The organism is Olsenella sp. Marseille-QA0557 (assembly GCF_965119725.1).
Taxonomy (GTDB): domain Bacteria; phylum Actinomycetota; class Coriobacteriia; order Coriobacteriales; family Atopobiaceae; genus Coprovicinus; species Coprovicinus avistercoris.
The window spans coordinates 1,630,758-1,653,268 of record NZ_CBCPMI010000001.1; the positions used below are offsets into that span (position 1 = coordinate 1,630,758).

The following is a 22,511-nucleotide window of genomic DNA, read 5'->3' on the forward strand; positions in this document are numbered from 1 at the left end:
CGCATGGCTGAGGATGTGCTCGAGCTGGATACCACACCAGAAGAATCTGAGCCTGCGGTTGAGCTCGATTATGAAGATGTTGACTATATCGAAGCTCCTGCCGTCACCATTCTTGTGCCAATCTATAACGTCGAGCGATTCTTGCACCAATGTCTGTCGTCATTACAGAATCAAAGCTATGTAGACTTTGAAGCACTGCTGCTCAATGATGGCTCCACTGATAGCTCCTCTGAAATTGCTCATGAGTTTGAGGCTAAAGACCCTCGTTTTCGTGTCATAGATAAGCCAAATTCTGGCTATGGTGCCACTCTCAACATTGGTCTCTCTCAGGCAAAGGGAACCTATGTAGGCTTCCTTGAATCCGATGACATTATGTTTCCCGGTGCACTTGAGCGCCTTATGACAGTAGTAGAGGCATATGATGCCGACATAGCTCGTGGCACATATTCCTTGTACTGGTCAAAGGGACCACGCGATATTGTTCAGCATCCTTATGCTGAAGATATCATCAATAGATCGATCGATCCGCGCGATGAACCGCGTGTTTTTCTGTATAAATCTGCTATTTGGTGTGGCGTATTCAAGCGTGAAATGCTGGTCAATAATGCGATTTCGTTCTTGGAAACGCCGGGTGCTTCCTATCAGGACACCTCGTTCGCCTTTAAGACATATGCTTCAGCAAAGAGTGCTGTCTTTTTCGACGAGCCGATCATCCATTATCGTCAGGATAATGAGGCGTCTTCCGTGCGCTCACGTGGAAAAGTGTATGCGGTGCGTAAGGAGTTTGACGAGATAGATCGTTGGCTTGCTCGTCGGGATGACCAAACACACGCTCGCACCCTTCGACGTGCCTCTGTTGTTGCACGTCTCAACGCGTATCTTTGGAATGTTGATCGTATTGCTCCTGAGTATCGAAAGGAATTTATACGTTCAATTTCACTTGAGTTTTCGAAGATGGATGATGCCGGACGCATTGATTGGGATGCGCTTGATTCATGGCGTGCACTCAATATTCGCAAAATAATTGACGATCCAGATCATTACTTGCGTTTGCGTGAAAGTGTCCATGGAGAGTCTGCTCTTTCAAAGGCGGCCTTCTCGCTTGAACTTGGTGGCGTTGGAGCTCTCATGGGTGCTCTGCGTGAACGAAGGGCGCGTTAGCTGTGCCACGCATCTCTATTATTGTTCCTGTCTTTAATGCTGAGCGCTATCTCGATGCGTGTTTGGACTCTCTTTTTGCCCAGACACTCAGAGAAATTGAGGTAATTTGCGTTGATGATGGGTCTTGCGATCGCTCGCTTCACATTCTTAAGCAGCGCGCCTTGTCAGATCGACGCCTGAAGGTTTTATCACAGCAAAATGCTGGTCCAGGTTCGGCCCGTAATGCCGGTATGGAGAGTGCAACGGGCGATATTGTCATGTTCTGCGATGCTGACGACTGTCTTGAGCCTTACGCATGTAGTGTGATCTCAAACACGTTTATGCGCGACGCTTGTGATGTCATGGTATTTGGCATGAAGATATTCCCAGAAGATGAACTGCACCCTTCTTTGGAAGGCCAACAATATCCTTCTGATGCTGTATTAGGAAATTCCGCTGCTGATCATAGGCGTCTTCTTTTTGCGTCCAAAGCACGGCCGTTTGCTTGTCGCGTGGCACTGTCACGCGAGTTTGCAAACAGAGAGCATGTCCGATGGCATCCCGATCTTACGCTTGCTGATGATCAATATTTTTGTTTCTACACCTATCCGCGTTCTTCGAAAACGACACTCTGCTCTCAACAGCTGTATCTGTACCGTATGAACACCTCTTCGCTTACACATGCCTCGCAACAGAGTACAGAGGCTCTTTTGAGCAAGATGGATAAGCATATGGCTTGTGAGACAGCAATCTTAAAAGACTGGGAAGGAAACGGGTTTATGAGTCTCGCGCCTGCCGAACTTCTTAGTTGGTGTCTCGAATTTGTACTCTTTGATGCGAGCAAGCTTCCCATAAAAGATCAACGGGCTTTTTGGATTCGATGGTGGGATTCTGTCGGAAGCCATTTTGATAAGCAGATTCAGGCCCGGCTTGCCTTGCCTACGCGTATGTGCCTTAAAGATGCTGAGCTTTGCGCTCAAGGCACTCGTAAGGGGGTTGCCCCGGTACATTTAGCTTTTCACTTTATTCGTCAACGCGGCATTATTGCTTCGGCCAAGAGGCTTCTTTATGCTTTGAGACGAGGCAGATAAGTGCTCGTAGTATGCATGTTTGCAAAGAAGGTGGCTTGTGAGTAGTGCCGATAGGGTAACAACACCAGACATTTCTGTTCTTATCCCTGTTTACAACGTTGAGCGTTATGTAGGAGCTTGTCTCGACTCACTCCTAGCACAAGACTTCACCAATTTTGAGGCCCTTGTCATTAACGATGGCTCTACTGATGGCTCTCGTGCCATTCTCGAGCAATATGCAGCACGGGATAAGCGGATACGTATTATTGACAAGCCAAATTCTGGTTATGGCATCTCCATGAATCGTGGTCTTGCTGAAGCACGGGGTACTTATATCGCCATTCTTGAATCAGACGATGTAATGGCGCAAGGAGCTTTGCGTTTACTCTACGAAACTGCCTGTGAGCACAATGCAGAGGTGGTTAAAGGTAATTTTTGGCTGTGGTGGTCCGGAAATGAGGATACTGCCGAGAGAACTGAACTCTTTCATGTTGTGCCAGAAAGTCTTGTCGGCAAAGTTGTTACTCCGACAGTGAATGGTTTAGATATTTTTTATCAGAAACCTTCAATTTGGAGTGCGCTTTATCGAGCGGATTTTCTTAGGCAGGAGCGCATACAGTTTCTTGAGACCCCGGGGGCTTCGTACCAAGACGCTGGATTTAACTTTAAAGTTTGGGCTGCAGCTCAGCGAGCGGTCTTTATTGATGAACCACTTTTGAAATATCGTCAGGATAACGAAACTTCTTCTGTACGTTCTCCTGGAAAAGTCTTTTGCGTTATGGATGAGCACGCTGAGATGCGTCGCTGGCTCGAAGCGCGTCCTGGAGATCATCGCATGCTGCTCAAAGTGCTTGGACGCATGAAGTTTAATAACTATCTGTGGAACTACGATAGGCTGTCTGATGAGCTGAGAACAACTTTCCTTGAGCGAGCATGTCCAGACCTTGCTGCCGATAGGGACGAAGGTCTTTTAGATGAGCAGATTATGGGGCCGGTTAAATTCACCGAATTACAATGCTTGCTCACGTCTCCGGAACGCTTTAGGCGCGTGCGTGAGAAGTTGCCACAGGATGCATCCGGAGGCCTTGCTTCAGTGCGCCAAATTCTGGCTTATGGTGGTATAGGAGCACTTTGGCATGTGTTAGCTGAGCGTTTAGGTGGGAGGCGATAAGTAATGCCTCGTCTTTCTGTAGTAGTTCCTGTCTATAACGTTGAACAATATCTGCCGGAGTGCTTAGATTCCCTGCTTATACAAGATTTTGATGATTTTGAAGTTGTGCTGGTCAATGACGGTTCTCCCGATGGTTCCAAGGCAATTTGTGAGCACTACTGCAATCTTGATGCCAGATTCTGTTTGATCTCTAAAGAAAATGGCGGTCTTTCGAGCGCTCGGAATAAAGGTATTGATGCAGCAAGAGGGGATTACATAAGTTTTCTCGATGCTGATGATAGATATACACCTCAAGCCTGTGGACGCATTGTTCAAGCGCTTGATGAGTCTGGTGCTGATGTTCTTACCTTTGGTGGAAGTGCTTGGCCTGCGGAAGAATCCTACCCATGGTTAGAAGAAGTGCTCAGTCCTCGAGATTGCATCTACAGCAAATTTTCTGAAGATCTGCTCATGAAAGAGGCATCAAAGCCTTTTGCATGGCGTTTGGCGCTCCGTCGTTCGTTTGTAGAAGCTTGTAAGATTCGTTTTGACGAATCTGTAAGCTATGGAGAAGACCAAGTATTTGCATTTGCGGTATACCCACGTTCCAGTCGTACCTGTCTTATCCATGACAAGCTTTACGACTATCGCATCGTGCGCGGCGACTCAATGCTTAATCGTATGCTCGCTGATAAACCAGCCATGCTTTCGTGTCACATTGAGCTTGAGCGAAAAATTATGGATGACTGGGCTTCTCTCGGGATTCTTGACGATCATTGCGCCATGCAGCTGACCTGGATCTGTGAATTCATCCTTTTTGATGCTTTGCGCCTCTCCGATGATGCTTGTGCTGAGATATGGCAGAAAACATCGCGCAATATCCTTTCCCAATGGTCAAGAGATCGAATCGCAAAAGAAAGGTTGACGCCCGGAGTTCGTGCGCTTGTTCTTGCGGCAAAAGACAATCGAAGGCCTACGCGCATACGACGAGCTCTTCTCATGTGTGCTTGTTATTACGATTGGCATGGCATTGATGGCGTAATGCGTCGCCTCTTGCATGGACCTCGAAAGACCCACTCATAAATTTTTCGGACAACTGTCCGTTTTCTCTTGTAACTTGTAAAAAAGAGCGTATAGTAAAGCCCGACCTTTAAGCGCGGTACGAGATACCCGCAAGGCCCAAAAGACTTTGAGTGAAATATGCTCAAGGTGCTGTTCTGCGCCTTTCCGGATGCCTCGTGCCGCATGTCGGCAGGGGCGTCTTTTTTTAAGGAAGGGAGATCCATGACAGGTGAGCCGAAGGCTGTCATCATGGATGAAGCCGCAATCTCGCGTGCAATTACCCGTATTGCTCACGAGATTCTTGAGCACAATGAGGGCGCAGACCATATTGCTCTTGTAGGTGTTGTAAGAAGGGGCGTGCCACTTGCACAGCGCATAGCTGAGCAAATTTACAAGATCGAGGGGGTGAAAGTTCCCTTCGGTTCTCTTGATATCAGTTTTTATCGAGACGATGTAACCCGTGCGATTGCGCCGGTCCTTCACGGTACCAATATTCCTTTCTCGGTGGATGCAGAAAACATCGTTCTTGTTGATGACGTGCTTTATACCGGTCGTACCGTTCGTGCAGCTTTAGATACGCTTATGGACTATGGACGTCCGAAGACTGTCCAGCTTGCTGTCATGGTGGATCGCGGGCATCGCGAGCTTCCTATCAGGGCAGATTATGTTGGAAAAAATGTGCCCTCTTCTCGCGAAGAAGACGTGCGGGTGAACGTTTCTTCGCTTGATGGAACTGATTCAGTTGAGATTTGGGACTCCCAGAACAATGCAGAAGGGAAGGGCACGCGATAATGCTCTCTGTTAAACACCTGATCGATACCAACAGTCTTACGGCAGATGATATTACCCAGATTCTTGATACGGCCCGTGCTTTTTCTGAGGTAAACAAACGCGCCATCAAAAAGGTTCCGGCACTTCGTGGCCGTACGATTGTCAACCTCTTTCTTGAACCTTCCACTCGTACACGTAGCTCCTTTGAGCTAGCAGAAAAGCGTCTTTCCGCCGATGCGCTCAATATGGGTGGCTCCACCTCTTCAGTTGTAAAAGGGGAGAGCCTGGCAGACACTATCCAAACAATCGATGCTATGAACGTTGATATGTTCATTGTTCGTGCTCGTCTTGCGGGAACCCCTCAAAAAATTACTGAGAACACCGATGCGGTGGTGATTAATGCGGGCGACGGAAAACATCAGCATCCGACGCAAGCAATGCTCGACCTCTATACTATTCGCGAAAACTTTGGTCATCTCGATGGACTCAAGGTTGCAATCGTGGGTGACCTTGCTCACAGCCGCGTGTGTGGTTCACTTGCTCCAGCGCTGAAGACTATGGGTGCTGAGGTTACCTTAGTTGCTCCTCCTACATTTCAAGTGGATGATCCCTCTTGGTATGGGTGCGAACAGACCGCAGCTCTCGACGATGTTATTGGCGACATGGATGTTGTGTACATGCTTCGCGTTCAGCTTGAACGCATGGAGGGTGCTGCAATTCCTTCTCGTCGTGAATATAACCGCTTGTATGGTCTGGATGAGCGCCGTGAGCGCATGATGAAGCCAGGGGCAATTGTGTGTCACCCAGGGCCTATGAATCGTGGTATGGAAATCAATACTGAGGTAGCCGATTGTGCTCGCTCCAGGATTCTTGATCAGGTAAACGCTGGTGTACTTACTCGTATGGCAGAGATGTATCTGCTGCTGGGAGGAGAGTCTGATGTCATTTCTGCTTAAGGGAGCTCATGTCGTAGATCCTCAGGTATCCCTTGATGGTGTGTGCGATGTTCTTATTGATAAAGATTGCATTGTCCAGGTTGGCGAGCACATTGAGCCTGATGAGGTCACTGAGGTAATAGATGCTCAGGGTAAGTATTTGCTTCCAGGTCTCGTTGATATGCATGTCCATTTCCGCGATCCGGGCTTTGAATACAAAGAAACTATCGAAACGGGTACGCGCGCTGCGGTGCATGGTGGATTCACCGATGTTGCAACCATGCCCAATACCAGCCCGGTTATAGATAATGGTGCCGAGATTCGTTATGAATATGAGCGCGCACGCGACGCTGATATGTGTCATGTACGTCCCATTGGAGCGCTTACACATGGCGAAAAAGGCGAGGCTCTTGCTGAAATCGGCGATATGGTTATGGAAGGTGCGTGCGCCTTCTCAGACGATGGACATGGTGTTCAGAGTGCCGGTATGATGCGTACCTGCATGGAATATGTTTCCCAATTTGACCGTGTAGCAATTGCCCATTGTGAGGATGAATCTCTTACCGCTAACGGTGTTATCAATGAAGGACGCGCCTCTACACGTTTAGGCATGTTTGGTTGGCCGGCACTTGGAGAAGAGCTTGAGATTTATCGTGACATTGAGCTGTGTCGTCTTACGGGCTGCCCGCTCCATATCGCTCACATTTCCACTGCAAAAGGTCTTGAGCTGGTACGTGCTGCTAAAGCTGAGGGTCTTCCTGTTACCTGCGAGGTAACACCTCATCACCTCTTCTTAAACGAAGAAGATATAACCGATGAATACAATACAAACCTCAAGATGAACCCGCCTCTGCGCACGCCGGCCGATGCCTTGGCCTTGCAGGAGGGCCTCTTGGATGGTTCTATTGATTGTCTTGTAACCGATCATGCTCCCCATGCTGCCCATGAAAAAGACTGTGAGTGGGAGATTGCTTATTTTGGCACCGTTGGTCTTGAGACCTCTCTGCCGCTTATGCTCACCAATCTGGTGCTGTCGGGAAAGATGAGCTGGTCGAAGCTGGCTGAGGTAATGTCGATCAATCCACGTCGCATTCTTAGGTTGGAACCTGTAACGATTGCCGCGGGTTCTCAGGCAGACCTTACGCTCATTGATCCTTCAACCACTTTTGAAGTAACAAAAGATTATCTTGTAGGACGTTCCAAGAATTCGGCGTTTTTAGGCTATACGCTTTCAGGCAGTGCAAGTGATGTGTTTGTTTCAGGTGTACAAAAACTTGCTTCTGGAAAATTAGTCACCAAACTTTCCGAATAGATAAACAAGTCAGGCGCACTCTATGTGCGCCTGATGCATGAAAGGAGAAGGCGTGCCAGTTCCTTCTGCTGCACGGCTCCATGAGTTTATTGTCGTGACAAATGAGCCTGTTGCTTGTGATATGTGGCGCCTTGTCATTCGCGCTCCTAAGCTTGCTCAAACAATAAAGCCCGGTCAATTTGAAAGTTTTTATGTTCCAGGCGACCCATCCCAGATTGTGAGAATCCCGCTCTCGTTTAGCGCAGTAGATAAGCGCGAAGGAACACTTGAAACAATCTATGCAGTTGTGGGTGATGGAACACGCCGTCTTTCTCATATGAAACCAGGGGATACATCAAATGTACTCGGTCCCTGTGGTCATGGGTGGCGTGTAGAAAATGGGGCTTCACCCATACTTTTAGTAGCAGGCGGTGTGGGCGTTACACCTATTTTGGGACTTGCACGCGAATTGGGTAGTCAAAATATTGCCTTTGATGTGGTTTTGGGTGCTCGCGATAAAGCGAGATGCTGGGGAGAAGCAGAGTTCATAGCTGCTGGAGCTCGGAATGTAGTAGTTACCACTGACGATGGATCATACGGTATAGCGGGCTATGCTTCCGATGGAGTTAAAAAGCTTTTGGCTGACACTTCATACAGATGTTTGTATGTTTGCGGACCAGAGCCCATGATGGCATCGGTTGCTCAGATTTCTCATGAAAAAGAATTGGATTGTCAGGTCTCTCTCGAACGGATGATGACCTGTGGGTTTGGCGTGTGTGCAACATGCAATGTCGCCTTAGCTCAGGGTGGCTATGCGAGCGCTTGTATGGATGGTCCCGTTTTTTCGGCTGAGGAGGTGCTGTGGTGAGCAGTGTGTCCATGGCCGTAGAGCTGGCAGGTATGAGATGTCAAAATCCCGTAGGAACAGCCTCTGGCACCTTTGGTGCGGGATGGCAGTTTGAAGGCTTTTACGATGTATCTCAATTGGGGTTTATAACTGCAAAGGGTTGTTCGTTTGAACCATGGGAGGGAAATCCAGCACCTCGCATGTGTGAGATTCCTTCTGGCATTATGAACTCTGTCGGACTTGCTAATCCGGGTATTCCCCAGTTTGTGCAGCAGAGCGGAGCCTATCTGAGCGATCTGTCAAACAAAGGTTGTCGTGTCATTTGCCAGGCAGCTGGTCATACGCTTGATGAATATATTCAAGCAGTGGAAGCCTATGAGGAGATGGCACCCTTTGCCGATGCCTTAGAACTCAATATAAGCTGTCCAAATATAGCCTCAGGCGGCGCTGCAATGGGGGCAACACCCGAGGGTGCTGCCAGTGTTGTGAAAGCAGTGCGTGGGCGAACAACACGGCCTCTTATAGTCAAGATGGCTCCTGAACGTGTGGGAGAAGTCGCTGCTGCTCTTGAAGATGCTGGAGCTGACATATTGTCTCTCATCAACACGATTCCCGGTATGGCTATTGATGTGAAGACTCGTAAAAGTAGGCTCTCACGTCCAACAGCAGGTGTGTCTGGACCAGCAATTCATGCCATAGCAGTGAGAATGATATGGGAGGCACATAAAGCCTCATCTTTGCCAATTATTGGAATGGGCGGCATTTTTTCTGGAGAAGATGCTGCAGAGTGTATTTTGGCTGGCGCTACTGCTGTTGCGGTGGGCACTGCAAATTTGGTTGACCCACTTGCTGCCCCACGTATTTTAGATGAACTTACCACGTGGGTAGAGTCTCAGGGTGTTTCGGATATTAACGAATTGATTGGAGCAGTTGCATGTTAGACGGCGCTGATAAAGTCATTGTTGCTCTCGACTGCGATCGAGAAAAAGCATTGCATATTGGCAAACTTCTTGCTGGTCAAGCTCAGTGGGTAAAAGTGGGCATGACCCTTTATTACGCCTATGGTCCGTCTATCGTGAGCGAGATGCATGATATGGGCTTTAAGGTGTTTCTCGACCTCAAACTGCATGATATCCCACATCAGATACGAGGCGCTGCCAAAGCTGCCTCAGAGGCAGGCGCAGACATGCTTACCCTTCATGCTTTAGGTGGCAGCGCTATGATCGAAGCGGCACGTGAAGGCGTTGAGGCGGCTGCCGCCAGCCGTCAGACGAGAACCCAGCTTTTATCAGTAACAGTCCTTACCAGTATGGATTCAGAATCACTGCAACGTGTGGGTATTTCTACGCCTCTGACAGAAGAAGTACGTCTGCTTGCTCAGCTTGCACGTGATGCTGGAAGCGACGGTATTGTATGTTCTCCTCATGAGGTTGGGGCACTGCGCAAGGATTTGGGAAGCGACTCAATTCTGGTAACTCCTGGAATTAGGCCTGCCGGTGCCAATCCTGGTGATCAGAGCCGTATTGCTACACCTGCCCAAGCGCTGGAGGCTGGAGCAAGTCAACTGGTGGTTGGAAGGCCGATTGTTCAGGCAGAGGATCCACTTACTGCATTTCAGGCGGTTGTTTCCGAGGTGAACTAAACGTAGAATTATTCTGTCTGCGCGGATTATGTATCTTCGGGGGATAAAATACGTTTGTTTTGCGTTTCAAATAAACGTGGAATCTGTCGAGGTCTTGCAAAGTCCCTGTTGGATTGGCAGACTATACTTTCATCGACTGGGTTGTAGGTACGGATACCTACCCGAAAAAGAACATATCAATGTTTGGAGGAAACATGGCTCTCCCTGAACTCACAGCTGAGCAGCGCAAGGCGGCTCTCGAGAAGGCAGCTGCCGCACGTCATGCTCGCGCCGAGCTTCGCGAGAAGATCAAGAATGGTGAGATCTCTCTTGAGGAGGTCCTGGACTCCGACGATCCTATCGCTAGCCGTTTGAAGGTCTCTGCTCTTATCGAGTCCCTTCCTGGCTACGGTAAGGCCAAGGCAGCCAAGGTTATGAATGAGCTTGGCATTTCTGCCACTCGTCGTGTTAAGGGTTTGGGCGCTCGTCAGCGCGAGCAGCTCATCGAGGCTCTTTCAAAGTAGGTGGAAGGCAAACCTAGAGCCCGTCTCTTTGTTGTTTCGGGACCGTCAGGTGCAGGAAAAGGAACTGTGCTTTCTAAAGTGAGAGAGCTTCGTCCTGACCTGGGCTTGACGGTTTCAGCGACAACACGTGAACCTCGCGCAGGAGAAGTTGACGGCGTCTCATATCACTTTTTGTCAGAAGCTGAGTTCAGGCAACGCATTGCTCAAGGTGAATTTCTTGAGTGGGCTGATGTGCATGGACACCTTTATGGAACGCTTCGTAAAGATGTTGATACGCTTTTGGCTGCCGGCAGTTCGCTTGTTCTGGAGATTGATGTACAAGGCGCTCTCAATGTTCGTGAGAGCTATCCAGAAGCAGTTCTCGTTTTTATCGCACCGCCTTCGATGGAAGAACTTGAAAGGCGTTTGCGGATGCGGGGTAGTGAGACGAAAGAGTCGATGGCTTTACGTCTCGCTGATGCTGCTCATGAATTTGAGCTCGCTAAGAATTACGATGTTGTTATTACCAACGACGATCTTGATCGTGCAGTTAGTGAGCTTATTAAGACCATTAGATTGTTTGAAATGAAGTGAGGCTTTCTACGATGTCTATCATCAAGCCTGAAATTGATAACTTGCTTGAGAGGACAGAGCACAATCCTTTCCTGCTCTGCTCTATCGCTTCTAAACGCGCGTGTGATATTAACAACATGCTGCGCGGTCAGCATCTTCGTGTTACGGCAATTCAGCCGGTTGATGACATTACAACAATTGTTTCGGGTAAGGATCCCGTTACGATTGCTATGGACGAGATCGAGAACGATACCCTGGGCTTTGTGAAAGAGGACTTTGACGAGGCTATTCGGGGTAACAATAATATCGGCTAGCCCATGGCAAAGCGTGTTTGTTTAATCCATTATCACGAGATAGGTCTCAAGGGTAAGAATCGCTCTACCTTTGAGAACTTTCTTGTGTCGAATCTACGTCGCGCGCTTCGTGATTTACCCGTAAAAGATGTAACACGTACTTCTGGACATCTTCTTATCTCACTTTCTGATGATGAGGCGGCAATTCCCGTTGCTCAGGCGGCATTGCAAGTTCCAGGAGTTGCACGTGTTTCAATTGCATTGCTCTGTCCTCGGGATGAGCAGCAGTTTTGTGATGCTGCAGTAAAGGTATTAGGCGAAGCAGGAGAGTTTAAAACCTTCAAAGTTCATGCTCGTCGCTCTAATACTGACTATCATCTGCATTCACTAGAACTTAATCGTCTGGTTGGCTCAGTTCTTTGTGAAGCATTCCCAGATAAACGTGTGGACGTTCATAATCCCGATGTTACGGTTTACGTGAATGTCGTCCAGGGCGATGTGTATGTTTATGCTGCTTCCCAGCCAGGTGTTGGAGGACTGCCCGTTGGCAGCGCCGGAAAAGTAGTCTCGCTGCTTTCGAGTGGTTTTGATTCTCCGGTTGCAACTTGGATGGTTGGTCGACGCGGCGCAATTTGTCTGCCTATTCATTTTTCTGGAAGACCTATGACAGCAGATACGAGTGAGTATTTGTGTCAGGATCTTATGCAGGCACTACGTCCCTCAGGTATTATCGGCAGGCTTTATGTTGTTCCTTTCGGAGAGGTTCAACGACAAATATCTCTTGTTGTTCCCCAGTCGCTGCGCATTATTATGTACCGTCGTATGATGTTTGCCATAGCTGAACGTGTGGCTCGTCTTGAGGGTGCTAAAGCGCTTGTCACCGGAGAATCTTTGGGTCAGGTTGCTTCACAGACGTTGGAAAATATAGCGGCGGTTGATGAAGTTGTTTCTATGCCGGTGTTTCGCCCGTTAATTGGCTCTGATAAACAAGAGATTATTGAACGTGCAAAGGCGTTGGGAACATATGATATTTGCTGTGAAACTGCTCCGGATTGCTGCACGCTCTTTATGCCACGCCGTCCTGAAACTCATGCACGGATTGATCAGGTTCACGCGGCGTGGGATCTCTTTGACCACGATGCGATGATAGAAGAGCTTCTTGCTTCGATTGAGTATGTCGATGCAGAAGGATGTCCTTCGTATCGTCCGCCAAAAGAATTAAAGACGTTCCATAAGACATTGGGACCGCGGTAGTATTTTCAAAGTCTCACAAGGCTTTTAGCCTTTGTTTGCTGGCTGTCTGATTTGTGACGGTTGAAAATACTATTTCTCTTTTTATCGCTTCTCTCTTCTTTTTGCGATGTGCACTATGAGGTGCATCCGTTAGAAGGGAGGAGTGATTTTTTATGGCACAGACTTCTCGTGTTCACAAACGAAATCATGCTAGCAAGCTGCAATCGATATTCAAACGCTTTGGCGTCTCAAAGCGTTGGGGCGTTGCTTGTGCGTGTATCCTTCTCTTGGTGCTTTTCTGTTGCTTTGGTCTTTTTTGGCAGGGTAGTTCCGGTGTTGTATTGCATCGAAACACCTCTGAAAAGACAACAGACACAAATAATGCCGCTTCTACTCTTTCGGAAGAATCTGCATCAAAATCGGAGGGTGAAACAGAAAGTAATTCACAACAAGCATCAACTTCCAAATTGTTTGTACATGTGGATGGCGCTGTTGTATCACCTGGAGTGTATGAGTTTTCCTCCGGTTCGCGGGTTTGTGATGCATTGGATGCTGCGGGTGGTCTTGCTGAGGATGCTGATACCTCACAGATAAACCTTGCTGCACAGATTACCGATGGCGAGAAAGTATATGTTCCTCACGAAGGGGAGACGGTTACAAACATCACTTCTCCTGAGACAAACGATACTGCTAGTTCTGGTTTGGTAAATATCAATACTGCAACAGTGGAACAGCTGGATACATTGCCAGGTGTTGGTGAGGCAACCGCAACGGCAATAATAGAAGATCGCGAGCAAAACGGGCCCTTTACCTCTCCCGAGGATCTCATGCGCGTCTCTGGGATAGGTGAGAAAAAGTTTGAACGCTTGGAAGGGCTCATCTGTGTTTGAGTGGACCTCCAACACCCCTGCTTTGCCTTCTCGGCCTGTTATACCACCTCTAGCAATATCTTTGGTTGTATGTATTTGCGCTCAGCAATGGATCTTGACTGGTTTGTATGGCAACAGCAGCATTGTGGTACTCGCGGCTCTTTCTTTGGTGATTATCAGCTGTGCACTTTTGCCTGTTGTGCCACTTCCGCCTCTTCCGGCAGCACCAATTGGGATGGCTCTTTTGGTAGGACTCATATCAGCTGGTGCATTTGAGTTGGCCTGTGATCAGAAGGCCTCTCAATTGCTGGATACTCCAGTTTCATCCTTAACATTTGAAATCTCAAGCGATCCTTCCTCATTTGGTGACAGATGGAGAAGCCGAGCACATGCAGTAAAAGATGGCCAAACGCAAGCGGATGTTTGGCTTGTTTCTTCAGATCAATGCTCTTTAGGTGATCGTGTTCAATGCGTGGGGCAAATCTCTCCTTTGAAAGATGATCTCTGGGGAAGACGGGATAAGGCACAAGGCATATGTGGAACCGTGTCTGTCAAACACATTACTCGTATTGATCCGCCAGACGGGATGTTAGGAGAGCTATACCTTCTCAGACAAAATGCACTCGCTGCAATTCAGCCAGAAAAAAGTGACGGCAGAGCGTTACTTGCGGGTTGTGCCTGCGGATACCGTATTGATCTTGTAGCAAATGGGATTGAAGATGTTCTTTCAAAGAGTGGTCTTGTACATCTCGTGGCTGTATCAGGAGGGCATTTAACTACGGTTGCTGCTTTGTTGGACATGATTCTCGAGAAGACACGGTTTTCCGGAAAGATTCGACTTGCTGTTGTGTTGCTTGCAACAGCTATCTTTACGACGTTTTGTGGGGCTCCTACATCTGCTGTGCGTGCCTGGGTGATGACGGGTTCTGCTATGGTGGCGCCTCTGATGGGTAGAAGATCGCACGGATTATCTGCAGCAAGTTTTTCCGGACTAACGCTCTGTTTAATAGACCCTGCTACCTCATCTGATATGGGATTTCAACTTTCAGCACTCTCTGTAGCGGGTCTGTATATTTTTTCTCCGTATGCTGAATATGTCTTAGCGAAGCTCATGCCCTTTCAATTGAACGTTAGCTTTTTACCACAATTCATTCGCTTTCGATTCATGCGCCTAACACAGGGGTTGCTCAAACAAATTGCAGCTTCTGTTGTTGCACAGCTGATAACAATGCCCATTACTGTTTTGGCCTTCGGTACCATCTCGGCAATTGGACCTTTTGCAAATGCGCTGCTCGGCCCTGCATTCTCATGGTTTGTTTCTCTTGGTTGTATTTCGGTAGCTCTCTTATGGATACCGTTTATTGGCGAGCTTCTTCTATCGATTTGTGAGTTTTGTGCCTCGAGCATTCTGCTCTTTTCTTTTATGCTTTCGAGCATTCCTGGCGCCTGTATTGCGGTGGGGAATTATGCACTACCGATAATTGTGTGCACGCTTGTTATGGGGCTTTTATTGCTCGTGTTTTGGCCTGCTGTCTCACCATTTGCTGTTCGTAGTACTTGTGCGCTTCTCATGCTGGCAATGATCGGCTCGCGTCTTGTGACAGGGATTATAGTTGGTGGACGTCTTGTTGTTCTCGATGTGGGACAGGGTGACGCAATACTTATTCAGGACGGAAATCATAGTGTTTTGGTTGATACAGGCCCTGATGATGCCGTAGTTCAAGCACTTGCGAGAAATCATATTTCGGGTCTCGATGCGGTTGTGATTACTCATCTTCATGATGATCATTACGGTGGTTTAGACGAGCTTGTTGGGTTCGTGCAGGTGAGGTGTGTGTATGTAGGACAGGGTGTTTCAGACAATATGCCCGATGAGATGCGGGATGCTTTGCATCAGCTGGGTCTCTCTGAAGTTGCTGAATTATCAGATGGAGATAAGCTATCAATTGGACAGTTTGAACTTGAGGTTATTTCTCCTGACGGCGCAACGGATGGCCTTGAGAACGAAGATTCGCTCGTGATAAAGGTCCAATTTGTAGATAGCACCTCAAGGTTGTCAGCATTGCTCTGTGGAGATGCTGAGGCAGATGTTATAGATCCTCTCATACAGAGCGGGCGTATAGACACTATTGATGTGCTTAAGCTTGGTCACCATGGATCTGAAGCGTCGGTTACCGAACCGATGTTGGCATGTCTTCAGCCTGAATTGTGTGTGGCAAGTGCTGGTGAGGGGAACAGGTATGGCCATCCAGCGCAGGCTACCATGGAGATGGTAGGGGCCTCAGGTGCTTACGGTATGTGTACTATGGATACGGGCGATATTTGTATAGAGCCACTGAGCGATGGTATCTCGGTATCATGTGCTGTGCCCTATGATGGGGCGGCTGCGTAAGAATGCGAGATAAGGATGGATATATGACGAGTAAAAAAGCACAGGCGAAAACAGACGTGCTTTTGCCAGCGTATCTCGCTGTTGGATCAGACGAGCTAAAGCGTCGTAGAATTATCGAGCGACTTAAAACACATCTTGATGAAAACTTGCGCGATTTTAATTTAGACGAGCGTGAGGCTTCAGGTGATATGGAGCCAGAGAGTCTCCTTGCTTCGCTTATGGCATTGCCGTTCGGTCCTGGCCCACGGCTTGTCATTATCACGCGTGCAGAGCATTTGCCTAAGGCTGTATCAGAAATGATCGTTTCATACCTGTCTCAGCCAAATCCATCGACTGTGCTTCTGCTGGTGGCGGAAGCCCTTGCTAAAAATACCCGTCTCTATAAGACGATTGCAAAATGTGGTGCCAAAGCCATAATGGATTGCTCACCAAAGCGTCGTTCGGAACTGCCTGCTATGGTTTCAAAAATGGCTGCTTCACATGGTAAGCGCATGGATCATGCAGCAGCGTCAGAGCTTATCTCACGTGTAGGAGAGTCGACTCTTCTTCTTGATACTCAGGTACATACACTCTGTGAAATAGTGGATCCTCGAGAAGATATTCTTGTAGAAGATGTAAGAGAGCATATAAAGCGCGTGGCGGAAGTGAAGCCTTGGGATTTTCTTGATGCTGTGAGTGCTCAAGATTTGTCACAAGCGCTGTCTCTTTATTCGATGATGGAAAAACCATCGCAGATATTTTTACTTACGCTCATTACTGGACGTATGAGAGAGCTTATGTGTGCGCGCTCTTTGGAGGCTCGAGGTGAGATTGCTAATCTCGCACAGGTGTTAAAACGAGCGCCTTGGCAAGTAAGAAATCTTCCGGGGTGGGCGCGAAAGTTTTCTTATGCGCAACTCTCACAAGCTTTTAGGCTTTGCGCAAATGCGGAGAGAGATCTCAAAAATGGAGCTGATCCAGACGCTACATTTGTGCAACTTGTTAGCAAATTATGTAGGAAAAATGTATAACGACACAATAAAAAGGGCCGCTTAGTAAGCAGCCCTTCGTGCAGCAATTCTGCAGCAAACTTCTAAGGAGTCTTTTTACTTCATTGAGTTAACAAGAAGCTGGACGCCACTCTTGCGCTGTGCAGCCTGGTTCTTGTGAATAATGCCCTTAGCAGCAGCCTTGTCGAGCAAACGGCAAGCCTTATTGCAGGCAAGCTGTGCAGCGTCGGCATCGTTGGACTCGACAGCTGCATGAACACGCTTGACGGCGGTCTTAAGCTCAGAGCGGACCGCCCTGTTGCGCACACGCGCCTTTTCGGCGGTCTTGATGCGCTTCTTCTGGGACTTAATGTTAGCCACGTGCAGATCCTTTCAAACACAAGTTTTGTGAGCCCTCTTTTGCCGAGACACGGTGAGGTCAACTTTGTGAGTGTAGCACACAAGGCAAGGACAAGCTATCATCATATACATGACTGACTTCAACACATCACACATTCGGAACTTCTCCATCGTGGCTCATATCGACCACGGGAAGTCCACCATATCCGATCGTATTCTCGAGCTCACTCATACCGTGGAGGAGCGCGATCTCTCTTCACAGATGCTTGATTCCATGGACATTGAGCGTGAGCGAGGAATCACCATCAAATCAAACGCTGTGCGCGTTATGTATGAAGCCGACGATGGGCAGCTATATCAATTTAATCTTATTGATACGCCTGGCCATGTTGACTTCACGTATGAGGTTTCTCGTTCTTTAGCAGCTTGTGAGGGTGCCGTTCTCGTTGTAGATGCAACGCAGGGTGTAGAGGCACAAACGGTATCTAATGCAAATCTTGCTATGAATGCAAACCTCGACATTGTTCCTGCGATTAACAAAATTGACTTACCAAGCGCTCGACCTGATGAGGTAAAGCTTCAGATTGAAGACGAGCTTGCTATTCCAGCTGATGATGCGGTTTGCGTTTCGGGAAAAACAGGCGAAGGTATTCATGAGCTCTTAGAGGCGATTGTCTATCTCGTCTCTCCTCCAACAGGTGATGCTGAGGCACCGCTCAAAGCACTTATTCTCGATTCATACTTCGATGAGTATCGAGGAGTTGTAGCTACGGTACGCGTCTTTGATGGGCGTGTGCAAAAGGGCGATAACCTTCTCATGATGCAAAATGGCGAGGAGTTTCTTGCTGACGGCGTGGGAGTAAAACGTCCAGCCGAACAGCTTGTAGATGAGCTGAGTGTTGGTGAGGTTGGTTTCGTCGTAACTGGCCTTAAGGATCCGGCGAAAGTGCGTGTGGGCGATACGCTCACCTTGCGCGATAGGCCTTGCAAAGCAGCGCTGCCGGGCTACCGCGAGGCAAAACCTATGGTTTATACAGGTCTTTTCCCGGTTGATAATAAAGAGTATGAAAACCTTCGGGATGCCTTAGAGAAGCTTCGAGTAAATGATCCTTCTCTGGTATGGGATCCTGAGACATCGGTTGCTTTAGGCTTTGGCTTTCGGGTTGGTTTTCTTGGACTGCTCCATATGGAGGTCGTGAAAGAGCGTCTTGAGCGCGAGTTCAATTTAGATCTCATTGCTACCAGCCCAAGCGTGGATTATCACGTCTATAAAACAGACGGCACAATGGTGCAAGTGCGTAGTCCTCAGGATTTACCTGAGGTCACACGAATTGATCGTATTGAAGAGCCCTATCTCAATGCAAAAATAATTGTGCCGCCCGAGTACACCGGTGCGGTTATGCAGCTTGCCATAGATCACCGAGCAGAGATGCGTGACATGATTCACCTCTCTTCAAAGTCGGTGGAAATGCATTTTGAAATGCCGCTTGCCGAGCTCATTTTGGACTTCTTTGATCAACTTAAGAGTCGAACAAAAGGCTATGCAAGTCTTGACTATGACTTCAGCTGCTATCGTGCAAGCGATTTGGTAAAGCTCGACATTTTGCTTTCGGGTGATGAGGTAGATGCCCTGAGCTTCATCGTTCACCGCGATAAAGCATATTCACTTGCGAGAGGTTTGTGTGACAGACTCAAAGAGATCATTCCGCGCCAACAGTTTGAAGTTCCTATTCAAGGAGCAATTGGCAATAAGATTATCTCTCGCAGCACTGTAAAAGCTGTCCGCAAAGACGTGTTAGCAAAGTGCTACGGCGGCGATATTTCTCGTAAGCGTAAATTGCTGGAAAAGCAAAAAGAAGGAAAGAAGCGCATGAAAGCCATTGGAACGGTGGAAGTTCCACAGGAGGCATTCCTTGCCGTTCTGAAAGTAGGAGACGAGTGAGCTTAGAGACAGAGACAAAGGGCCGGGAGCATTCTGTTGCTACGCTGCTTGCAACCTATGGCCAAAAGGCTGGTCTTTCTCAGGAGCTTCAACCTTTTTCAGAGGGCGCTACCTTCGCAGAGCGTCTTGCCAGAAATCCATATCTTATGGCACCAATGGCTGGTGTGTCTGATGCAGCGTGGCGCATTATGGCTCGAGCCGGAGGCGCAGGTCTTGCCTACACCGAAATGGTGTCAGTAGCAGGCATTCATTATGGGGGAGAAAAAACCTGGTCGTTAGTTTTACCTGATGAGGTTGAGCCCGATATTGCTGTCCAATTGTTTGGTAGCAAACCAGAGCAGTTTAGCGAAGCTGCAACTCTTATTAGTGAGCGGCTGGGCGAGCGTCTGGCGCTTATCGATATTAATATGGCCTGTCCCGTTCCTAAGGTGACGCGAAAAGGGGAAGGGTCAGCACTTTTAGATGACCCTGAGCGGGCTTGTGAGATTGTCCGCGCTGTAGCTCATCATACGAACGTGCCGGTAACAGCAAAAATTCGTATAGGTCGCACAAGCCAACGAATGGTGGGACCGGAGTTTGCAAAGCACCTGGAAAATGCAGGAGTGGCAGCCCTTGCGGTTCATGGTCGCTATGCCTCCCAGCTCTATCGTGGCACTTCCGATTTGATACTTGTAGATAAGGTTGCACGAGCAGTAGAGATTCCTGTCATTGGATCGGGAGATGTCTTTACCCCTCAAGACGCGGTTCGTATGGTCAAAGAAACCGCTTGTACAGCTGCTTTTATAGCGCGAGGAACCTACGGAAATCCTTGGATTTTTGCAGACGCACAGAACCTTGCCTGTACAGGGCAGTCAACACTTCATACGCCGGCTCAGCGTGTATATGCACTTGAATTACATCTTCGTTTGCTTGCGGCAACTAACGCACATCTTGTTCGCGGGCGTTCGATCGCTGCGTGGTATCTCAAAGGCATGGAGGGTGCTCGGCATTGGCGAGAAAAAGCTATGGCGTGTGTGAGCCTTGATGATTTTCTCGAACTCCTTGCGAGTATTCGAAAGCAATTGGGGCTTGCATGAGTTGCATCTGTTGGAATGCGCGCTATGAAATGCGGTCGACCCGTGCCCTCTATATTCATATTCCGTTCTGCTCATCAAAGTGCTTCTATTGCGATTTTCCTTCTTGGGCAACAGACAAAGATGACCCACTTATAGCCACCTACATCGCATCGTTAATTCAACAGATCGAAGTAGTGCAGTCATTAGGGCTTCTTGATGAGATGACTACGATATACGTTGGCGGTGGTACTCCAAGCGTGGCAGGACCACTTCTAAAAGATCTTCTCCGTGCTGCAATTGGCTCTTCTGGTGTGTGCGAAGTGAGCTGTGAGGCAAACCCCGAATCTCTTGATGAACAGGTTGTTCAGGCGTTGGTAGACGGCGGAGCAACGCGTGTTTCTCTTGGTATTCAGTCGCTCAATAACCATGAACTTGCCCTTTTAGGACGCAAACATACAGCAGAACAGGCGCAGCAAGCACTCAAAAAGGCGCAGGAAGCTGGCCTTATATGTTCATGTGATCTGATGTGTGGCATTCCTGCTCAAACAACCTACAGTTGGCAAAGCACACTTGAAAGGGTTATTGAACTTGGACCTAAACATGTGAGCGTCTATCCTCTCACCATTGAAGAAGGCACTGCATTTGGCGTGCGCGTGGCGAGAGGCACCATGGATGAGCCTGATGAAGACAAGCAGGCCGATTTTATGCTGATGGCTGCCGACATGCTGGCTCAGGCGGGGTTTAATCGCTACGAGGTGGCTAGCTATGCGGTTCCTGGAGCGCAGTGTAAGCACAATATGGCTTATTGGACTGGGGAGCCGTATATAGGGCTGGGCACAGGAGCTGCCTCGTTACTGACGCCAGCCGCCTATGAATGTTTGCGCAAACGTGCACCACAGCTTCCTGAAATGCCTTCTTCAGCTAAGCGTGTTCGTCTAGAGGTGCGAAGTGGCCGTAAGGAGCTCGCAAAAGAAGCAGATTTCTCTTCAATGCATTTCTCAGTAGAATTTCTTGATCTACAACAAGCTGTTGCAGAAGACCTCATGCTTGCTATGAGGAAAACTGAAGGCGCTTCGAAACAACTTCTCTCTTTTGCTGATGAAGCTTTAGATTCTTCTGCGCTTGCACAGACGATTGAGCGAGTTGAGAATAACGGATTAGCAAAGATGTGCCCCGACGGATCATTAGTGCCCACTTCACGTGGATGGCTTCTTGGAAATGCCCTTTATGGAGCAATGTGGGAGCTTTCCACGGGTACAATCGAAGATCGGAAATGTTAAAAACAGGCATGCGACTTGGAGTTGCCACATGGCTTCTATGAATGAAAAGGATTATTACAAGATCTTAGGTGTCGATTCCGATGCTGATGAGACAACGATTCGTAAAGCTTTTCAGCAAAAAGCACGCAAGCTGCATCCTGATGTGAACAAAGAACCTGATGCAGAAGAGCGCTTCAAAGAAGTTTCTGAGGCATATGCAGTTCTTTCTGATCCTGATAAACGCAAGCGGTATGACGCGATGCGTCGCGGTGGGACGGCTTTTAACAGCTGGCAGCCTGTAAACAGCGATCATCAACCTTCAGGATGGCCCTTTGGTGGTTGGGGTTCGCCGTTCCCCAATAGATCGAGCTCTTCGAACAGCCATGCTCGTTCTTATAATCCTAAAGTTGGTGCTGACGTCGTTTATCAGCTTGATCTCGATAAAGAGACAGCTGCGGCAGGTTGCCGCCGCGGCATAACATATAACCATTATGCAACTTGTAAAGCGTGCTCTGGTAAGGGCTCCGTGCACGCCGAGCAGCCTGAGACCTGTCCTACCTGTGGTGGGTCTGGTCGTATAACAGTTGATCTTTCCGACCTTTTAGGGTTTGGCGTTATGACCATGGTGTGTCCTGAGTGTGAGGGCACCGGCCGTGTAGTAGTTGATCCCTGTGCTGAATGTGGAGGATCAGGTCGTGTACTTACGGCAAGCGAGGTGGTCATCGATATTCCGGCCGGATCTCATGATGGCGATGAAATACGGCTCCCTGGTAAAGGTAATGCTGGCACCAATGGTTCGGAAGCAGGCGATTTTGTCTGTCGCGTTGGCGTGCCATCAGAGCGCCTGGTGCCGCTACAAGCACAGGGATTTCAGTTGGTTGGGTTCTGTATTCCCTTTTTAGTTGTAGGTGGTATCGCTGGCGTCCTTTCTTCCATGTTGTTTACAGTGCTTATTCCGTTAGCGATTGGCCTCTTTATGGCTTTTGGAAGAGGTATTGGAGGCCATGGGCTTATTTGGTGGCGAAACGCACTGAGATATGTTCTTTCAGGCATGTTGAACGGTGTCGTCTTTGCCCTGTTCTTGGTTGCCATGGTTTCATGTGTTCAGACTGCTGGAACAGCTGGCATGCGCGGCATGTATGTCTGGTAATAAACACTGCTAATTAATTGATAGATG

At 48.4% G+C, this 22,511-nt stretch carries 22 protein-coding genes; 21 read left to right on the forward strand and 1 reads right to left on the reverse strand.

Annotation, left to right across the window (positions count from 1 at the left end; genetic code table 11):
* Positions 1 to 3 precede the first annotated feature (3 nt).
* The 17 genes from ACQY6Y_RS07390 (at position 4) to holA (ending at position 16,760) form a co-directional block, all read left to right on the forward strand.
* Positions 4 to 1,161 carry a glycosyltransferase gene (locus ACQY6Y_RS07390; protein WP_428379671.1) on the forward strand — a complete coding sequence of 386 codons (1,158 nt, stop codon included), beginning with the start codon at positions 4 to 6 and terminating at the stop codon, positions 1,159 to 1,161.
* 2 nt (positions 1,162 to 1,163) lie between these two features.
* Positions 1,164 to 2,231 carry a glycosyltransferase family 2 protein gene (locus ACQY6Y_RS07395; protein ID WP_428379672.1) on the forward strand — a complete coding sequence of 356 codons (1,068 nt, stop codon included), beginning with the start codon at positions 1,164 to 1,166 and terminating at the stop codon, positions 2,229 to 2,231.
* 37 nt (positions 2,232 to 2,268) lie between these two features.
* Positions 2,269 to 3,381: a glycosyltransferase family 2 protein gene (locus tag ACQY6Y_RS07400; RefSeq protein WP_428379673.1), complete on the forward strand. Its 1,113-nt coding sequence runs from the start codon at positions 2,269 to 2,271 to the stop codon at positions 3,379 to 3,381.
* Positions 3,382 to 3,384: 3 nt separating this feature from the next.
* A complete protein-coding gene (locus ACQY6Y_RS07405) occupies positions 3,385 to 4,443 on the forward strand; it encodes a glycosyltransferase family 2 protein (RefSeq protein ID WP_428379674.1) in 1,059 nt (352 codons plus the stop codon).
* 201 nt (positions 4,444 to 4,644) lie between these two features.
* Positions 4,645 to 5,214, forward strand: a complete 570-nt coding sequence (pyrR, locus tag ACQY6Y_RS07410) for a bifunctional pyr operon transcriptional regulator/uracil phosphoribosyltransferase PyrR (RefSeq protein ID WP_428379675.1) — start codon at positions 4,645 to 4,647, stop codon at positions 5,212 to 5,214.
* Entirely contained in the window at positions 5,214 to 6,149 is a 936-nt protein-coding gene (locus ACQY6Y_RS07415) for an aspartate carbamoyltransferase catalytic subunit (RefSeq protein WP_428379676.1), read from the forward strand. Before pyrR ends, ACQY6Y_RS07415 begins: the two co-directional genes overlap by 1 nt.
* The gene (locus tag ACQY6Y_RS07420; protein WP_428379677.1) at positions 6,133 to 7,440 is read left to right on the forward strand and encodes a dihydroorotase; all 1,308 of its coding nucleotides are present in this window, start codon (positions 6,133 to 6,135) and stop codon (positions 7,438 to 7,440) included. Before ACQY6Y_RS07415 ends, ACQY6Y_RS07420 begins: the two co-directional genes overlap by 17 nt.
* Positions 7,441 to 7,492: 52 nt before the next feature.
* Positions 7,493 to 8,287, forward strand: a complete 795-nt coding sequence (locus ACQY6Y_RS07425) for a dihydroorotate dehydrogenase electron transfer subunit (protein ID WP_428379678.1) — start codon at positions 7,493 to 7,495, stop codon at positions 8,285 to 8,287.
* The gene (locus ACQY6Y_RS07430) at positions 8,281 to 9,207 is read left to right on the forward strand and encodes a dihydroorotate dehydrogenase (protein WP_428379679.1); all 927 of its coding nucleotides are present in this window, start codon (positions 8,281 to 8,283) and stop codon (positions 9,205 to 9,207) included. Before ACQY6Y_RS07425 ends, ACQY6Y_RS07430 begins: the two co-directional genes overlap by 7 nt.
* Positions 9,201 to 9,908, forward strand: coding sequence for an orotidine-5'-phosphate decarboxylase (pyrF, locus tag ACQY6Y_RS07435; RefSeq protein WP_428379680.1), 708 nt, complete (start codon positions 9,201 to 9,203; stop codon positions 9,906 to 9,908). The genes ACQY6Y_RS07430 and pyrF overlap by 7 nt, the downstream gene beginning before the upstream one ends.
* 194 nt (positions 9,909 to 10,102) lie before the next feature.
* Complete coding sequence (gene mihF / locus ACQY6Y_RS07440) at positions 10,103 to 10,411, forward strand: integration host factor, actinobacterial type (protein WP_428379681.1); 309 nt, start codon at positions 10,103 to 10,105, stop codon at positions 10,409 to 10,411.
* A complete protein-coding gene (gmk, locus tag ACQY6Y_RS07445; RefSeq protein WP_428379682.1) occupies positions 10,412 to 10,984 on the forward strand; it encodes a guanylate kinase in 573 nt (190 codons plus the stop codon). It begins immediately after the preceding gene.
* A gap of 11 nt (positions 10,985 to 10,995) precedes the next feature.
* On the forward strand, positions 10,996 to 11,277 hold the full coding sequence (locus ACQY6Y_RS07450) for a DNA-directed RNA polymerase subunit omega (RefSeq protein WP_428379683.1): 282 nt from the start codon (positions 10,996 to 10,998) through the stop codon (positions 11,275 to 11,277).
* Between the two features lie 3 nt (positions 11,278 to 11,280).
* Complete coding sequence (gene thiI, locus ACQY6Y_RS07455) at positions 11,281 to 12,510, forward strand: tRNA uracil 4-sulfurtransferase ThiI (protein ID WP_428379684.1); 1,230 nt, start codon at positions 11,281 to 11,283, stop codon at positions 12,508 to 12,510.
* A gap of 152 nt (positions 12,511 to 12,662) precedes the next feature.
* Positions 12,663 to 13,379 (forward strand): helix-hairpin-helix domain-containing protein, encoded by a 717-nt coding sequence (locus tag ACQY6Y_RS07460; protein ID WP_428379685.1) that lies wholly within the window; start codon positions 12,663 to 12,665, stop codon positions 13,377 to 13,379.
* A complete protein-coding gene (locus ACQY6Y_RS07465; RefSeq protein ID WP_428379686.1) occupies positions 13,372 to 15,750 on the forward strand; it encodes a DNA internalization-related competence protein ComEC/Rec2 in 2,379 nt (792 codons plus the stop codon). The genes ACQY6Y_RS07460 and ACQY6Y_RS07465 overlap by 8 nt, the downstream gene beginning before the upstream one ends.
* Before the next feature lie 23 nt (positions 15,751 to 15,773).
* Positions 15,774 to 16,760: a DNA polymerase III subunit delta gene (holA, locus tag ACQY6Y_RS07470; protein ID WP_428379687.1), complete on the forward strand. Its 987-nt coding sequence runs from the start codon at positions 15,774 to 15,776 to the stop codon at positions 16,758 to 16,760.
* A gap of 75 nt (positions 16,761 to 16,835) precedes the next feature.
* Here the strand turns inward: holA and rpsT are convergent, their stop codons facing one another.
* Positions 16,836 to 17,099 (reverse strand): 30S ribosomal protein S20, encoded by a 264-nt coding sequence (gene rpsT, locus ACQY6Y_RS07475; RefSeq protein WP_428379688.1) that lies wholly within the window; start codon positions 17,097 to 17,099, stop codon positions 16,836 to 16,838.
* Positions 17,100 to 17,208: 109 nt separating this feature from the next.
* Here rpsT and lepA point away from each other — a divergent pair, with 109 nt between their 5' ends.
* Genes lepA through ACQY6Y_RS07495 form a run of 4 tightly spaced genes read left to right on the forward strand, consistent with a single transcriptional unit; the run spans position 17,209 to position 22,484 of the window.
* Positions 17,209 to 19,020, forward strand: a complete 1,812-nt coding sequence (gene lepA, locus ACQY6Y_RS07480; protein ID WP_428379689.1) for a translation elongation factor 4 — start codon at positions 17,209 to 17,211, stop codon at positions 19,018 to 19,020.
* Positions 19,017 to 20,096: a tRNA dihydrouridine synthase gene (locus ACQY6Y_RS07485; protein WP_428379690.1), complete on the forward strand. Its 1,080-nt coding sequence runs from the start codon at positions 19,017 to 19,019 to the stop codon at positions 20,094 to 20,096. The genes lepA and ACQY6Y_RS07485 overlap by 4 nt, the downstream gene beginning before the upstream one ends.
* A complete protein-coding gene (gene hemW / locus ACQY6Y_RS07490) occupies positions 20,093 to 21,355 on the forward strand; it encodes a radical SAM family heme chaperone HemW (RefSeq protein ID WP_428379691.1) in 1,263 nt (420 codons plus the stop codon). Before ACQY6Y_RS07485 ends, hemW begins: the two co-directional genes overlap by 4 nt.
* A gap of 28 nt (positions 21,356 to 21,383) precedes the next feature.
* A complete protein-coding gene (locus ACQY6Y_RS07495; RefSeq protein ID WP_428379692.1) occupies positions 21,384 to 22,484 on the forward strand; it encodes a DnaJ domain-containing protein in 1,101 nt (366 codons plus the stop codon).
* The last annotated feature ends 27 nt before the right edge of the window (positions 22,485 to 22,511 follow it).

Excerpts from the sequence above, each read along its gene's own strand:
- ACQY6Y_RS07390 (WP_428379671.1), top strand. The coding sequence starts at position 4 with ATGGCTGAGGATGTGCTCGAGCTGGATACCACACCAGAAGAATCTGAG.
- ACQY6Y_RS07405 (WP_428379674.1), top strand. The coding sequence starts at position 3,385 with ATGCCTCGTCTTTCTGTAGTAGTTCCTGTCTATAACGTTGAACAATAT.
- pyrR (WP_428379675.1), top strand. The coding sequence starts at position 4,645 with ATGACAGGTGAGCCGAAGGCTGTCATCATGGATGAAGCCGCAATCTCG.
- ACQY6Y_RS07415 (WP_428379676.1), top strand. The coding sequence starts at position 5,214 with ATGCTCTCTGTTAAACACCTGATCGATACCAACAGTCTTACGGCAGAT.
- ACQY6Y_RS07420 (WP_428379677.1), top strand. The coding sequence starts at position 6,133 with ATGTCATTTCTGCTTAAGGGAGCTCATGTCGTAGATCCTCAGGTATCC.
- pyrF (WP_428379680.1), top strand. The coding sequence starts at position 9,201 with ATGTTAGACGGCGCTGATAAAGTCATTGTTGCTCTCGACTGCGATCGA.
- mihF (WP_428379681.1), top strand. The coding sequence starts at position 10,103 with ATGGCTCTCCCTGAACTCACAGCTGAGCAGCGCAAGGCGGCTCTCGAG.
- ACQY6Y_RS07450 (WP_428379683.1), top strand. The coding sequence starts at position 10,996 with ATGTCTATCATCAAGCCTGAAATTGATAACTTGCTTGAGAGGACAGAG.
- thiI (WP_428379684.1), top strand. The coding sequence starts at position 11,281 with ATGGCAAAGCGTGTTTGTTTAATCCATTATCACGAGATAGGTCTCAAG.
- ACQY6Y_RS07460 (WP_428379685.1), top strand. The coding sequence starts at position 12,663 with ATGGCACAGACTTCTCGTGTTCACAAACGAAATCATGCTAGCAAGCTG.
- holA (WP_428379687.1), top strand. The coding sequence starts at position 15,774 with ATGACGAGTAAAAAAGCACAGGCGAAAACAGACGTGCTTTTGCCAGCG.
- lepA (WP_428379689.1), top strand. The coding sequence starts at position 17,209 with ATGACTGACTTCAACACATCACACATTCGGAACTTCTCCATCGTGGCT.
- hemW (WP_428379691.1), top strand. The coding sequence starts at position 20,093 with ATGAGTTGCATCTGTTGGAATGCGCGCTATGAAATGCGGTCGACCCGT.
- ACQY6Y_RS07495 (WP_428379692.1), top strand. The coding sequence starts at position 21,384 with ATGGCTTCTATGAATGAAAAGGATTATTACAAGATCTTAGGTGTCGAT.